Genomic DNA, 13,524 nt, shown 5'->3' on the forward strand with positions numbered 1-13,524 from the left:
CTATTATTCCTTAGAACAAACCAGAAAGACCTGGTGGTAAGCCCATACCAGAGTTTGCAGACTTCATTCTCTCTTCACTCACCGCTTCAGCTTGACGCGATGCATCATTCATTGCAGCAGCAATCAAATCTTCGATCATGTCTGCATCATCTTGCAAAAGCTCTGGATTGATTTCAATGCGTTTAACTACATGACGACAAGTCATAGTTACTTTAACCAGACCACCGCCAGCTTCTGCATGCACCTCAGTTTGAGCAAGCTCTTCTTTAGCTTTTTTGACATTTACTTCCATGTCTTTTTGCATGCGTTGTGCTTGTTGCATCAACATATTGATATTCATAATTTTCTCCAAATAAGCGAGTATTAAATCAAATCTAAACCACGAGCAAGGTCGCAAATAATATCATCAATATCTTCTAAACCTACTGAAATTCGTATTAATCCTTCACTAATACCCACTTTTTCTTTGGCTTCAGGCGATAATTTACCGTGCGTGGTTGTTGCAGGATGAGTAATGGTGGTTTTTGCATCACCAAGATTACCTGTAATCGAAATAAATTGTGTTTTATCGATCACTGTCCATGCCTGTTCACGTTCTCCAACAACCTCAAATGAGACAATACCACTAAACCCTTGTTGCTGCTGAACAGCCATCGCATGACTTGGATGATCAGTCAGGCCTGGATAATAAACTTGTTTTACTTTAGGGTGTTTTTGCAACCACTCTGCCAATTTTTGTGCATTGGCGCTATGCTCACGCATACGTAATTTAAGCGTTTCTAATCCTTTTAATAGTACCCATGCATTAAACGGGCTCAGTGAAGGACCAGAGGTACGTACATAAACATGTAGTTCTTCCATCAACTGTTGATTTCCAAGAACTACTCCACCTAAAGTACGCCCCTGCCCATCAATAAACTTAGTTGCAGAATACACAACAAGGTCAGCACCTAAGCTCAGAGGTTTTTGTAAAATTGGTGTACAAATAGTGTTGTCCACGGCTAATAATGCAGCATGACGATGCGCCAAATCAGACAAGGCACGAATATCAGCAACATCACCTAAAGGATTTGATGGCGACTCAACAAAGAGAAGCTTCGTTTCAGGGCGTATCGCAGCTTCCCATGCACCAACATCTGTTAAATCTACAAATTCAACATCTATACCAAACTTACTGACATACTTTTCAAATAAAGCTACTGTTGAACCAAATACAGAGCGTGAGCATAGGACATGGTCACCAGCTTTTAAAAAGGTCATTACGATAGACATTATCGCAGCCATCCCAGAACCGGTTGCTACTGCACGGTCTGCACCTTCAAGTGCAGCAATACGCTTCTCAAAAGTAGCAACTGTTGGGTTGGTGAATCTTGAATAAATATTGCCGTCTTCTTGTCCAGAAAACTTTGCTGCAGCTTCAGCAGCATTGGCATACACAAAAGAGGACGTGAGAAAAATAGGTTCTGCATGTTCCCCTTCGAAACTACGTGTATGCCCTGTACGTAAGGCAAGTGTTTCAAGTTGATATTGTTTATCGTCGAATTGACTCATTGAAATGTACCGTCCAAGCCATTTATTGGTATAAGGTAGGCAACATTGTGAGCGTCTAGGGTAATTCAGGTCAAGGCAAATCAAAAAAATATCGCTTAGACTATGCGACTTAATTCATGCGAAAGGACTTTAGCAAGCGATGATGGATCTCAAACACAAATTAAAGCACACCAGCTTACAATTACAGAATCTATCTCAGCGTATTTTCAATACGTCTAGCCTAGTCATCTCTGAACAAATGAACTATGAAAGTATCTTTAAATTTGGCCCAAGCCAAATCCGTTACTATGCTGCTGTTGAAAAAAAATATCAGGAACCTTTAGTCTTTGTCGCACCACTTGCAATAGATATGTCTATTTATGACCTCTATCCCTACCGTTCGCTTATTGGTTATTTTGTAAATCAAGGATTCGATGTTTATCTGATCGACTGGGGTAAACTACACTTTCAACATCGACACCTTAATTTTATTGATTTCACTCATCGTTTTATTCCCAATTGCATTGCACAAATTCAACAACATGCTCAGTGTAAACAGATTTCCCTACATGGCTGGAGTATGGCTGGACTTTTTGTTGCCCTCTATACCGCTTCACAACAACCGAATGCTGTAAAAAACTTAATTGTATTGGGAAGCCCAATAGATAGTTATGCCTCAGGAGCAATTGGACAACTCTACAAAAAAATAAATCAGTTGGTTCAACGTAGTGATCGAATTGAACAATTGCTGTATCAAGCCAAGTTACCTAAAAGCCTTATTCATTCACCTGGCATACTTAATAGTTTAGGATTTAAAATTTTAGATCCTAAAGGCTGGTATGAAGGTCATAAACAGTTGCTGCTTAATCTACATAATCAACAGGCCCTACAAGAACATGCCACCTTAGGTCGTTTCTTAAATAATATGATTGACTACCCCGGCGGTATTAACCAAGACATGTTATTTCATATTTGGCTACGTAACCCATTAGCTTTAGGTGAAATCACCTTACACCAACAACATATCGAGCTTAAGAATATTGATTGTTCTTTACTTGTTGGTGCTGGTGAACGCGACCAGATCGTCACTGAGAATGCCATTAAGCCTCTCACAAAATTAACCAGCAGCCAAGATGTCAGTTTTCAGATGATTCCTGGAGGACATTTAGGGCTAATGTCTAGTCAAAAAAGCGCTGAAATATTTTGGCCTAAGTTATACATTTGGCTATCGCAACGCTCAACTCGACTTGAGCCTGTACAGGATCAGGCTCAGCTTTAGATCTACTTTACGGGAAATATCATGAAACCAACTGTTGCCTTTATTGGCTTAGGCGCTATGGGTTATCGCATGGCAGCACATCTTCCACAGCACTTTGATACAGTTATGGTGTGGAATCGAAACTTTGCCAAAGCGCAACAGCATGCAGCTCAATACGCAACACTTGCTGTTGAACTACAGCAAGCTGCTCAAGCAGACTTAATTTTTTCATGCCTACCCACCAGTGCAGATATCGATACCATCTTAGCCCAAGTTCAATGTCAAGCAGGCAGTATATGGATTGACTGCACCAGTGGTGTGCCTGAAGCAGCACAGCGTCAAGCTGCATTACTCAAACAACAAGGAGTTTCTTTTTTAGATGCTCCTGTCAGTGGCCAGACAATTGGTGCTGAAAAAGCCAGTCTAACATTTATGGTGGGTGGTGAAGCTGATGCCTTCGAACGTGCTGTACCTGCCATGCAAGCGATGGGTCATCTAATTCGTCATGTCGGTCAATCTGGTTCAGGCTTTGCTGTAAAGGCAGTGAATAATATGATGATGGCTGTACATCTATGTGCAGCAGCAGAAGGATTTACCACATTAAAAGCACATGGCGTAAATTTACAGCAGGCGCTTGATTGTATTAATGCATCGAGTGGAAAAAGCGGTGTAACCGAGTCCGCTTTACCCGATCGCATTTTAAACCGTAGCTTTCCACTGACCTTTGCTCTGGGTTTGCTTGCCAAAGATACTGGTATAGCCATTGATTTGGTTCATGAAGCTAAACTTTCTGCTCCAGTCACTGCCGTTACTCAAAGCTTAATTCAAGCAGCTTATGCAACATCTGAAGCAAATAGTGATTTTTCAGCAGCAGTAAAAATGTATGAATCATGGAGTAAAATTACCATAGAGTAAAATCAATACAATTGCTTATGTGATTGCAATCTTTATAATGGGAAATCATCACAACAGTAATAAGTTCACGTTAAGGAGTTATAATGAACAAAATTGCATTGGTTATGTTTTCCATGATAGCTATTTCATTGAGTACTCAGAGCATGGCTGCTTCAGCAGAATGCCAAAAGCTACAAGATGATTATAATGTTATCTATGCATCTAAAGGCTTTTGTTTTAAAGATGCAGACGCAAAAGCAAAATTTGGTAACGACAACTGCTTTACCAGCAAACCTAAATTCTCTGAGAAAGAACAGCAGCGTTTAGATGAAATTAAAGCACGTCAAAAAGAATTGAAGTGTAACTAATCCAGACTTAGGAAATCAGTATGGCCTACGATCAACAAAATATCTTTGCACGAATTTTACGTGGCGAACTCCCCGCAATAAAACTCTACGAAGATGAACATGTACTTGCGTTTATGGATATTATGCCGCAAGCCGATGGCCATGCTTTGGTCATTCCCAAAGTTGCTGCAGTCACCTTACTTGATTTACCACCAGAAGCTGCTGCATATACGATTAACATCGTACAAAAAGTTGCCAAAGCAATTGAAAAAGCACTTGATGCTAAAGGTATTGTGCTCATGCAACTTTCAGGTGAAGCTGCTGGGCAAACTGTACCCCACGTTCACTTTCATTTGATTCCAAGTTCAATCCATCATTTGGGTAAACATGCCGCTCAAATGGGTGATCAAGACAAAATTACAGCTTTAGCAGAAAAAATTAAAGCTGCTCTTTAAAGCCTGTAAGTTTAAATACACCAGAATCTTCAATCTAAGGTTCTGGTTTTTTTACATCTAAATTTCACAAAGCAATAGAAAAATTTATAATATTGTTGACTACAACTTAGAATAAACAACCCCCTAAATATATTGAAAATATTATTTTTTTCCTAGACTTACACTGCATTAATGTCTGACAAATAAATCCACTGCACTTTATTAAACTGATGTTCTTCAAGGACTAAATCGTCATCAAAATGTAACTTTTCATTCACCCACTTGTAACAAAGTTTACAGATACTGCATTGCAAGTTAGTCAGCATAATTGAGCCATCCTGAGATGGAGTTGACTGAATAAAAGTGAATTTAGGCAAAGGCCATTTTGGAGAATTTTCAATGAAAAAAGTGCTACTCGCTGCAGCAGTTGCATCAATCGGATTTAGCGCAGCGCATGCAGCGCCAACATTGTATGGAAGACTCAATGTTTCCTTGAACCAAGTTGACAACAATAACTGGAAAGGTGAAAACCAAACTCAATTAAACTCAAATGCTTCACGTATCGGGGTTAAAGGGGAAGAGAAACTGACCGATAATCTCGGTGTGGTTTATCAAGCTGAATGGGCAATATCTACAGATGGTTCAGGCTCAGATACTGATTTAAGCGCACGTAACCGCTTCATTGGTCTTAAATTCAATAAAATCGGTACATTAAAAGCTGGTAACTACGACTCTTACTTTAAGACTGCTGCTGGCGACTACCAAGATATTTTTAATGATGATACCAACCTAGATATCACCAAAACAATGTTTGGTGAAGAACGTCTTAAGAACGTCGTTGGCTTCGAAACAGATAAAGACCTGCTTATCCCTGGTCTACGTTTTAATGTAATGGCTGAGATGGGTGAAAATAACTCGTCTAACTATAGTACGAAGAAACGTAATAGCTTCGGTGATGGCGTATCAACTTCGATTTCATATCAAAATGATAATGCAGGTGTTGCTGTAGCTCTTGCTGGTAACTTTGGTGTAGCGGGTGCATATAACCATAGCGGCATTAAAGACAAAATCGAATCTGATGCTTATCGTCTAACAGGTTCATATGACTTTTCTAAAGTTGGTGTTAATGGTTTAGTACTTGGTGCATTGTTCCAGTATGCAGAGCCTTCTGACTCTCCTTCTGCTCAAGTCTTGTCAAATGCAACAAATGAAAAAGGTGAATCTTTAAAACTTGACCCTAAAGCAGCTTCTTTAGAAGAAACTTCTTGGTTAGTTCAAGCAACTTACGCAATTCCAAGTACACCTTGGGCGATTAAAGGTCAGTACCAACAGGCTAAAACTGAGTGGACTGGTGATAGCCGTAAATTTGACCAATATGGTATTGGTGTAGATTATCGTCTGAACAAACAAGCACGTTTTTATGGCGTGTTAGCACAGCAAAAACGTGACTGGGAAAAGAGTGATGACAAACGTACCGTCGTTGGTGCAGGTATGTCTTATAGCTTCTAAGTTAGAAATTCTTTAAAGATCAGGCTTAAAACACAGCCTTTTCTACCAAAGAATGAATGCCCGAATAACTTTATTCGGGCATTTTCATTTTAATCAACTGGATAACATTGCAAAATTTTCTGGCTAATCATCGCTGCAGTTGCTGCGGATAAGGTCCACCCTAAATGTCCATGTCCTGTGTTATAAAATACGCGCGCCTGCTTGCCCTGTCTGACCACTGGCATCATATTGGGCATCATTGGCCGTAATCCTGCCCATGGCACAATATGCTCAGTCGAAATCCGCATGTTTTTATTCACCCAGTCGACAAGTGGTTGAATGCGATCGGCCCGAATATCACGATTATAGCCATTAAACTCAGCAGTACCTGCAACTCTTAAGCGATTTTTACCCAAACGAGAGCTCACTATTTTCGCACTTTCATCGAGCAAGCTGACCCAAGGTGTGGCAGCGATGCTTTGCTCATCTTCTAGTTGTACAGTGATTGAATAGCCCTTGACTGGATAGACATTGACTCGATCCCCTAACATATGCGCTAAACCATAACTTTGTACACCAGCACAAATTAAAATCGCATCTGCCTTTAATTCACCTAAATCAATCTCATGCTTATCATGCATATTTTCTGCACTGGCTTGATATTGAATGAGTACATCTTGAGCACGATGTTGGACCTGTTTGACTTGCATTCCCCAGAGATATTGAACACCTAGTCTTTGTGTAACTTCCGCCAACCCCACACTAAACTTATGAATATCGCCAGTGGCATCATTAGGACAATAAAAACCACCATAATACTCGCCGGTTAAATTAGGCTCAATCGAACGAATTTCTTCAGCATTTACGGCATGACGTTCTAAACCACCCCGTAACAATAAATGGTTCACCTCAGTTGCAACGGCATAATCAGCTTGGTTGTGATAAAAATGCAATATCCCTCGTTTTTCTAAATCAAATTGGATATTTTCTTGTTCTGCGATCGCAAATAAACGTTGTCTAGCCAATAATGCTAATCTGACAGTTTCCATTGTATTGGCTTGATAGTGTTTTATATTTCCAAGAAACTCCATGAGCCAAGTATATTTGTGCAAATCAAAAGATGGATTCAATAATAATGGTGCATCCTTGCGTGCCATCCATTTTAAGCCTTTTAGAACCGTTGATTTTTGATTCCAAACCTCAGCATTACATGCAGATAATTGCCCACCATTTGCAAAAGAAGTCTCCATTGCTGGAAACAAATGTTGATCTATAACGGTAACCTCATAGCCTAATAGCCTTAACTCATAAGCAGAGGTGACACCGGTAATACCAGCTCCCACGATGACAATATGTGACATAAGTACACTCCTTTGAAATGCTATACATTTCAAAATCCTGCCCCATCTGTCACGGGTACCTGAGAGCTTCGATATTTAATCAAAATCAGTTGAATAAACACCTTCCCCTTCGGCGAACATCATAATATCTACAATGCTACTCTCCAGATTGATGTAATTATCACAGTCCTTTTGCCTGAAAGTTTCCGGGGCGGTTGCTCCTTCGGCGAGCGGAATGCTTCTCTCCTGCAATAATTTTTTTGTTATATTGCAATCAATATGCCAATTTTAAATGAAAAACAAGAATTATTTTCGAAATGATCAGCAGGAAGAATTAATACTATTGCTGTGCCTGTAAAATGAGTCGTGCCAAATCGAGATCTGAGGGGTAAGTGATTTTAATATTGTCTGCACGGCCTGTAATCACTTGTACAGGCGCTTGAATATGCTCCAATGCGCTCGCCTCATCAGTGATTAACACTTGATCAGCAATAGCCTGCTCTAATGCAGACTTAAGTAGACCTAATTGTGCAATTTGTGGTGTTTGTGCTTGCCATAATTGTTCACGGCTTACGGTTTCTGTAATTTGCGGTGCTTGAACCACACGCTTTAAAGTATCTCGCACAGGAATAGCGAGGATAGCACTTTGTTGATGCTCAATGGCTTGTTGATACAATGTCTCTAAACAGCTTGGACTCACACAAGGACGAGCCGCATCATGCACCAACACCCAATCTTCATCACTAGCGATCTTAGAAAGATAATTTAAGGCATTTAGTACAGAATACACACGCTCTGCCCCGCCCTGACAAAAGTGGGCTTTCTTCTTTAGTACCAGTGCCAAGTTTTGTGCTACATCATCATCTGCAGCGATAGCGAGTACATAACCTGCTAGAGGTAAAACACTTAATCGTTCAATACTATGCTCAAGTACAGTCTTATTTTGAATAATTTGATATTGTTTTAAATCTGTTGCAGAAAAACGACGCCCCGAACCGGCAGCAGGAATCACCGCCCAAAGTTTAGTCTGTTTCTGGTGGGGTATCGTCATTTTGTTCATTATGCCCTGATATTTGACTAAGACTTGGATCTAGAGCAATAGGTTGATAGTTCGCACCTACTGTACTCATTTGTACAAATGTCTCGTGGGGTTTAATCAGACCAAGATCTAATCGTGCATGTTCTTCAATGGCTTCAGCACCATTTTTTAAATCATATACTTCGGCTGCTAAAACGCGATTGCGTTCCTTAAGCTCTTCATTTTCTGTTAATTGTACTTGAATTTTCTCAAGTAGATTCTGGCGAGGGAAATAACCTCCCTCACCATACCAGTAACTGTACTGCAATACAGCGATCAGTACGATCGCAAGTATCAACAGTACTTTACTTGAAGTTGTTTTAAAAACATCTAGCATGACATAAAACTTAGTTTAAACCTTTAAACTCAGCTTTACCGCGATAAACCGCCTGAGTCAACTCTTCAATACGAAGTAATTGATTATATTTTGCTACGCGGTCAGAACGACAAAGTGAACCTGTCTTAATTTGACCTGCCGCAGTACCAACAGCCAAGTCAGCAATTGTTGAATCTTCAGTTTCACCTGAACGATGTGAAATCACTGTGCTATAACCATTCGCTTTAGCCAAATAAATCGCATCTAAAGTTTCAGTCAATGTACCAATTTGGTTATATTTGATCAAAATAGAGTTAGCAACTTTTTCATCAATACCACGTTGTAAAATCTTTGGATTAGTTACGAACAAGTCATCACCAACCAATTGGATTTTGTCACCAAGAATTGACGTTAAATAGCTCCAACCTTCCCAATCTGACTCATCCAAGCCATCTTCAATAGAGATGATCGGATATTGTTTCGCCAAACCAGCAAGATAGTCAGCAAATTGATTGCTTGTAAATGCTTTATTGCCTTCACCTGCAAGAATATATTGACCATTCTTGTAGAATTCAGAAGAAGCACAGTCAAGTGCTAACATAATGTCAGAACCTGCTTTATAACCAGTTTGCTCAATCGCTTGAAGAATCACAGTAATCGCTTCTTCGTTTGAGCGTAAGTTTGGTGCAAAACCACCTTCATCACCTACAGCAGTATTTAAGCCTTGCTTTTTCAATACTGATTTCAATGCATGAAAGATTTCTGTACCAGCACGTAAGCTTTCAGCAAAAGAAGTAAAACCTACAGGCTCAATCATAAACTCTTGAATATCAACAGTGTTGTCAGCATGTGCACCACCATTTAAGATATTCATCATTGGAACAGGCATGCTTAACGTTGTTTGACCACGTAAATCAGCAATGTACTGGAACAATTCAGTCTTTTTCTCAACCGCAGCAGCACGTGCAGCAGCAAGAGAAACAGCTAAGGTTGCATTCGCACCTAGTTTTTCTTTATTTTCAGTACCATCAAGCGCAATCATTTTTTCATCAAGCGCTTTTTGCTCAAATACGTTTTGACCAACTAAAGCTTCACGAATTTCAGTTTTAACGTTATTTACAGCTGTACGAACACCTTTACCTAAGTAACGTGCTTTGTCGCCATCACGAAGTTCTAAAGCTTCACGAGAGCCTGTTGATGCACCAGATGGTGCACATGCACGGCCAACAACACCAGAGTCTAAGATTACGTCTGCTTCGATGGTTGGGTTACCACGAGAGTCCAAAATTTCACGTGCACGTATATCAACGATTTGGCTCATGAATAATTCCTCAGTTGAGTAAAAAACAAGATGTGTAATACAACATCAATGAGTGTCTAACTTTTTGAATCCTTTAACCAAAGTATCCAATTCTTTTAACTGTGCTAAAAATGGTTCAAGCTGCGATAAACGTAAAGCACATGGGCCATCACATTTCGCTTGGTCTGGATCTGGGTGCGCTTCTAAGAATAATCCCGCTAAACCTGTCGCCATACCTGAACGTGCTAATGTTGTAATTTGTGCACGACGACCGCCCGCTGAGTCTGTGCGACCCCCTGGCGTTTGTAAGGCATGAGTCACATCAAAAAACACTGGAACATTCATTGCTTTCATCGTATCAAAGCCCAGCATATCAACAACTAAGTTGTTATAACCAAATGCTGAACCACGCTCACAAAGAATCAATTTATCATTGCCTGCCTCTAAGCATTTATGCAGGATATGACGCATTTCATGAGGTGCAAGGAATTGTGCTTTTTTAATATTAATAATTGCCTGTGTCTTCGCCATAGCTTCGACTAAATCGGTTTGACGACTTAAAAATGCAGGTAATTGAATAATATCTGCAACTTCAGCAACAGGTGCAGCCTGATAAGGCTCGTGTACATCAGTGATAATTGGCACATTGAAGTGCTTTTTAATGTCTGCAAGCCATTCGATTCCTTTTTCCAAACCTGGACCACGGAATGAATTTAAACTTGAGCGGTTCGCTTTATCGAAGCTTGCTTTAAAAACATAAGGGATGTTTAAACGTTTACAGATATCAACATAAGTTTCAGCGATTTCAAAAGCCAAGTCTTTAGATTCAAGCACATTCATGCCACCGAAAAGAACAAATGGCAAATGGTTAGCCATTTCAATCTCACCTAAACGAACAATTTCTTGTGCCTGTAACATTTAAACCTTCCCCTATATATTTAAATTATTTATTACCTTGATAGTGCTTTTTAGCAGCATCTATAAAACTAGCAAATAATGGATGTCCATCACGTGGCGAGCTGGTAAATTCTGGGTGGAATTGAACAGCAACAAACCAAGGATGTGCTGGAATTTCAATCGTCTCAACCAAATGTTGCACTGGAGAATATCCAGAAACTTTCATTCCTGCTGCTTCAATTGCAGGAATAAAGCGGTTGTTCATTTCATAACGATGACGATGGCGTTCAATGATATCCGCTGACCCATAAATATCACGAGTCTTCGTGCCTTCAACCAATTCAGATTTTTGTGCACCTAAACGCATCGTACCGCCAAGATCTGATTGCAAGCTACGTTGTTGAACTTCGCCTCGCTCATCTAACCACTCAGTGATCAGACCAATCAAGGGGAATTTGGTTGAACGGTTAAATTCCGTCGAAGTTGCTTCTGGCATCTGTGCAACATTGCGTGCAAATTCGATCACTGCCAATTGCATACCTAAGCAAATGCCAAGGAAAGGTACGCCATTTTCACGAGCGTATTGAATTGCTTGCATTTTACCTTCAGTACCGCGTTCACCAAAGCCACCTGGGACTAAGATTGCATCAGCATCTTTGAGCAGTTCTGCCGCATTTTGTTGTTCAAGATCTTCAGCATTGACATAATCAATTTGAACTTTCACACGATTTTGAATACCAGCATGTAATAAAGCCTCATTCACTGACTTATATGCATCTGGTAATTCAACATATTTACCTACCATAGCTACACGAACTGTGTATTCAGGATTTAATAGTGCTTCTACAACACCATCCCAATCACTTAAATCAGCTTCTGGTAAATCGTTATAGCCAAAACGCTCACAGATTAGATCATCAACATTTTGTTCATAGAACGTACGTGGAATTTGATAAATCGATTTTGCATCTTTACACACAACAACAGCGCGTGCTTCAACGTTGGTAAATAGTGCAATTTTACGCGTAGTGTCTGCATCAACATCATATTCAGTACGGCAAATTAAGATGTCTGGCTGAATACCAATAGACAACAACTCCTTCACAGAGTGTTGTGTAGGTTTGGTTTTTAATTCTTTCGCAGAATTAATATATGGCAACAAAGTTAAATGCATCAGCATAGTGCGCTTGTGACCAAGCTCTACCATTAACTGACGTACTGCTTCCATAAATGGTAGTGATTCGATATCACCAACAGTACCACCAATTTCAACGATAGCAACGTCATAGCCTTCGCCAGCACGTAATACACGTTCTTTAATATTATCCGTAATATGTGGAATAACTTGGACAGTCCCGCCAAGATAATCACCGCGACGCTCATTATTGAGCACGTCTTGGTATACACGACCAGAAGTAAAGTTGTTTAATTTGGTCATTTTAGCATGGCGTAAGAAACGCTCATAATAACCCAAATCTAAGTCTGTTTCGGCGCCATCTTCTGTGACAAATACTTCACCATGTTGGAATGGACTCATTGTCCCTGGATCAACATTAATATATGGATCCATTTTGACCATGGTGACTTTTAAACCACGGGCTTCCAAAAGCGCTGCAACTGAAGCGGCTGAAATACCTTTACCTAGTGATGAAACCACACCACCAGTAACGAAAATAAAATGGGTCATTGAGTCTCTCGTACAATCGAGCCTAATTCGGCCTGCAATGTTGCGCAATTTTACTTTACTCTGCCCCTATAAAGCAAAGTCAATCAGCCTCAATTCAAAGAAGTAAAAACAATTGGTTAAATAAACACCAATTTCTACTCATGAATATGATTAATTTATGCCACCATGCAAAAGATTTTTACTGTTATAATACCGTCATATCCTGATTCAATTTTATTTGAGTAATTATGAATAAAAAACTTTTAATTGGCGCAGCAATCGCTACCACATTATTAATTTCTGCATGTGTTAAAAAAGAAACACCAAAAGATGATGCAGAAACTCAGGGGCAAGCGGCATCTCAACCGGCTCAATTTCAAAATCTCAACAGTGTAGAAAGCAGCAATGCACAAAATGTTGAGATTCCAACCCAAGTTGAACCGGAACCAACAATTCAAGAAAATCCAAAACCGACTACAGCTCAAGCGACCACACCAAGCAATCCAGCTCCTGCTTATGTGAGTACGCCTACACCAGCTGCAAAACCTATGGCTGAAGCACCTAAAATAGAAGAAACTGCACCGTCTAAACCTGCGGTAACTGAAGCAGCAAAACCTGCCGTACAGCAAAATACTGTGGCTAAAGCTCAATCTGAAGATGATGCTGTTGCTGCTGCAATGGCTGCTGCTGCACCTGCTTTAAAAAATTAAGCACAATACATAGCAACTGATTCAAAACTCAATCAAATAGCGCCCTTCAATATTGAAGGGCGCTATTTTTACGAGTACTTATCTTAGGATCGTCTAATCTACGACATCTGAAAATTGTGCATTTAATACCGTTTTCATCGCTTCTGGAGCAACCCCAATATCAAAACCACGCTTCCCTCCACTCACATAGATTTTTTCAAGTTCACAAGCTTGTAAATCAACCACAGTGAGTAAGCGTTTTTTTTGACCAAATGGACTAATTCCAC

The 13,524-nt window shown here is 39.9% G+C and carries 16 protein-coding genes and 1 riboswitch; of the genes, 6 read left to right on the plus strand and 10 right to left on the minus strand.

Features of this window, described 5'->3' with window-relative positions; all coding sequences use genetic code 11:
• Positions 1 to 10: 10 nt before the first annotated feature.
• Positions 11 to 340, minus strand: coding sequence for a YbaB/EbfC family nucleoid-associated protein (locus Aru01_RS10020; RefSeq protein ID WP_016656764.1), 330 nt, complete (start codon positions 338 to 340; stop codon positions 11 to 13).
• A gap of 23 nt (positions 341 to 363) precedes the next feature.
• Positions 364 to 1,551 carry an O-succinylhomoserine sulfhydrylase gene (locus Aru01_RS10025; protein ID WP_016656765.1) on the minus strand — a complete coding sequence of 396 codons (1,188 nt, stop codon included), beginning with the start codon at positions 1,549 to 1,551 and terminating at the stop codon, positions 364 to 366.
• 139 nt (positions 1,552 to 1,690) lie between these two features.
• Between Aru01_RS10025 and Aru01_RS10030 the strand changes: the two genes are divergently transcribed.
• The 4 genes from Aru01_RS10030 (at position 1,691) to Aru01_RS10045 (ending at position 4,484) form a co-directional block, all read left to right on the plus strand.
• Entirely contained in the window at positions 1,691 to 2,809 is a 1,119-nt protein-coding gene (locus Aru01_RS10030; protein ID WP_016656766.1) for an alpha/beta fold hydrolase, read from the plus strand.
• A gap of 21 nt (positions 2,810 to 2,830) precedes the next feature.
• Positions 2,831 to 3,703 carry an NAD(P)-dependent oxidoreductase gene (locus Aru01_RS10035; protein ID WP_016656767.1) on the plus strand — a complete coding sequence of 291 codons (873 nt, stop codon included), beginning with the start codon at positions 2,831 to 2,833 and terminating at the stop codon, positions 3,701 to 3,703.
• A 104-nt stretch (positions 3,704 to 3,807) separates the two neighbouring features.
• Complete coding sequence (locus tag Aru01_RS10040; protein WP_370736884.1) at positions 3,808 to 4,050, plus strand: YARHG domain-containing protein; 243 nt, start codon at positions 3,808 to 3,810, stop codon at positions 4,048 to 4,050.
• Between the two features lie 20 nt (positions 4,051 to 4,070).
• Positions 4,071 to 4,484: an HIT family protein gene (locus tag Aru01_RS10045; RefSeq protein ID WP_016656769.1), complete on the plus strand. Its 414-nt coding sequence runs from the start codon at positions 4,071 to 4,073 to the stop codon at positions 4,482 to 4,484.
• A gap of 158 nt (positions 4,485 to 4,642) precedes the next feature.
• Here Aru01_RS10045 and Aru01_RS10050 read toward each other — a convergent pair whose 3' ends face one another.
• Positions 4,643 to 4,789 carry a hypothetical protein gene (locus Aru01_RS10050; protein WP_155757968.1) on the minus strand — a complete coding sequence of 49 codons (147 nt, stop codon included), beginning with the start codon at positions 4,787 to 4,789 and terminating at the stop codon, positions 4,643 to 4,645.
• A gap of 73 nt (positions 4,790 to 4,862) precedes the next feature.
• Between Aru01_RS10050 and Aru01_RS10055 the strand changes: the two genes are divergently transcribed.
• On the plus strand, positions 4,863 to 5,972 hold the full coding sequence (locus tag Aru01_RS10055) for a porin (protein WP_016656770.1): 1,110 nt from the start codon (positions 4,863 to 4,865) through the stop codon (positions 5,970 to 5,972).
• 89 nt (positions 5,973 to 6,061) lie between these two features.
• Here Aru01_RS10055 and Aru01_RS10060 read toward each other — a convergent pair whose 3' ends face one another.
• From Aru01_RS10060 to pyrG, 6 genes are all read right to left on the minus strand, one after another.
• Complete coding sequence (locus Aru01_RS10060) at positions 6,062 to 7,312, minus strand: D-amino acid dehydrogenase (protein ID WP_016656771.1); 1,251 nt, start codon at positions 7,310 to 7,312, stop codon at positions 6,062 to 6,064.
• A 153-nt stretch (positions 7,313 to 7,465) separates the two neighbouring features.
• A riboswitch (glycine riboswitch) is annotated at positions 7,466 to 7,550 on the minus strand.
• A gap of 81 nt (positions 7,551 to 7,631) precedes the next feature.
• Entirely contained in the window at positions 7,632 to 8,351 is a 720-nt protein-coding gene (gene ispD, locus Aru01_RS10065) for a 2-C-methyl-D-erythritol 4-phosphate cytidylyltransferase (RefSeq protein ID WP_016656772.1), read from the minus strand.
• Positions 8,314 to 8,706, minus strand: a complete 393-nt coding sequence (locus Aru01_RS10070) for a septum formation initiator family protein (protein WP_016656773.1) — start codon at positions 8,704 to 8,706, stop codon at positions 8,314 to 8,316. Before Aru01_RS10070 ends, ispD begins: the two co-directional genes overlap by 38 nt.
• Positions 8,707 to 8,716: 10 nt before the next feature.
• Positions 8,717 to 10,006, minus strand: a complete 1,290-nt coding sequence (eno, locus tag Aru01_RS10075) for a phosphopyruvate hydratase (protein WP_016656774.1) — start codon at positions 10,004 to 10,006, stop codon at positions 8,717 to 8,719.
• A 45-nt stretch (positions 10,007 to 10,051) separates the two neighbouring features.
• Positions 10,052 to 10,903 (minus strand): 3-deoxy-8-phosphooctulonate synthase, encoded by an 852-nt coding sequence (gene kdsA / locus Aru01_RS10080; protein ID WP_016656775.1) that lies wholly within the window; start codon positions 10,901 to 10,903, stop codon positions 10,052 to 10,054.
• A gap of 25 nt (positions 10,904 to 10,928) precedes the next feature.
• The gene (gene pyrG, locus Aru01_RS10085) at positions 10,929 to 12,569 is read right to left on the minus strand and encodes a CTP synthase (protein ID WP_016656776.1); all 1,641 of its coding nucleotides are present in this window, start codon (positions 12,567 to 12,569) and stop codon (positions 10,929 to 10,931) included.
• Positions 12,570 to 12,793: 224 nt separating this feature from the next.
• On the opposite strand from pyrG, the gene Aru01_RS10090 reads away from it, so the two are divergent.
• Entirely contained in the window at positions 12,794 to 13,258 is a 465-nt protein-coding gene (locus Aru01_RS10090) for an internalin (RefSeq protein WP_370736885.1), read from the plus strand.
• Positions 13,259 to 13,351: 93 nt separating this feature from the next.
• Here Aru01_RS10090 and Aru01_RS18655 read toward each other — a convergent pair.
• The coding region (locus tag Aru01_RS18655) for a YbaK/EbsC family protein (protein WP_503089926.1) at positions 13,352 to 13,524 on the minus strand (173 nt) is incomplete at its 5' end.

Source organism: Acinetobacter rudis, assembly GCF_000829675.1.
In the GTDB taxonomy this organism is placed as follows: domain Bacteria; phylum Pseudomonadota; class Gammaproteobacteria; order Pseudomonadales; family Moraxellaceae; genus Acinetobacter; species Acinetobacter rudis.

Excerpts from the sequence above, each read along its gene's own strand:
- Aru01_RS10070 (WP_016656773.1), bottom strand. The coding sequence starts at position 8,706 with ATGCTAGATGTTTTTAAAACAACTTCAAGTAAAGTACTGTTGATACTT.
- eno (WP_016656774.1), bottom strand. The coding sequence starts at position 10,006 with ATGAGCCAAATCGTTGATATACGTGCACGTGAAATTTTGGACTCTCGT.
- Aru01_RS10030 (WP_016656766.1), top strand. The coding sequence starts at position 1,691 with ATGATGGATCTCAAACACAAATTAAAGCACACCAGCTTACAATTACAG.
- Aru01_RS10055 (WP_016656770.1), top strand. The coding sequence starts at position 4,863 with ATGAAAAAAGTGCTACTCGCTGCAGCAGTTGCATCAATCGGATTTAGC.
- kdsA (WP_016656775.1), bottom strand. The coding sequence starts at position 10,903 with ATGTTACAGGCACAAGAAATTGTTCGTTTAGGTGAGATTGAAATGGCT.
- Aru01_RS10025 (WP_016656765.1), bottom strand. The coding sequence starts at position 1,551 with ATGAGTCAATTCGACGATAAACAATATCAACTTGAAACACTTGCCTTA.
- pyrG (WP_016656776.1), bottom strand. The coding sequence starts at position 12,569 with ATGACCCATTTTATTTTCGTTACTGGTGGTGTGGTTTCATCACTAGGT.
- ispD (WP_016656772.1), bottom strand. The coding sequence starts at position 8,351 with ATGAACAAAATGACGATACCCCACCAGAAACAGACTAAACTTTGGGCG.
- Aru01_RS10045 (WP_016656769.1), top strand. The coding sequence starts at position 4,071 with ATGGCCTACGATCAACAAAATATCTTTGCACGAATTTTACGTGGCGAA.
- Aru01_RS10060 (WP_016656771.1), bottom strand. The coding sequence starts at position 7,312 with ATGTCACATATTGTCATCGTGGGAGCTGGTATTACCGGTGTCACCTCT.
- Aru01_RS10040 (WP_370736884.1), top strand. The coding sequence starts at position 3,808 with ATGTTTTCCATGATAGCTATTTCATTGAGTACTCAGAGCATGGCTGCT.
- Aru01_RS10035 (WP_016656767.1), top strand. The coding sequence starts at position 2,831 with ATGAAACCAACTGTTGCCTTTATTGGCTTAGGCGCTATGGGTTATCGC.
- Aru01_RS10050 (WP_155757968.1), bottom strand. The coding sequence starts at position 4,789 with ATGCTGACTAACTTGCAATGCAGTATCTGTAAACTTTGTTACAAGTGG.
- Aru01_RS10020 (WP_016656764.1), bottom strand. The coding sequence starts at position 340 with ATGAATATCAATATGTTGATGCAACAAGCACAACGCATGCAAAAAGAC.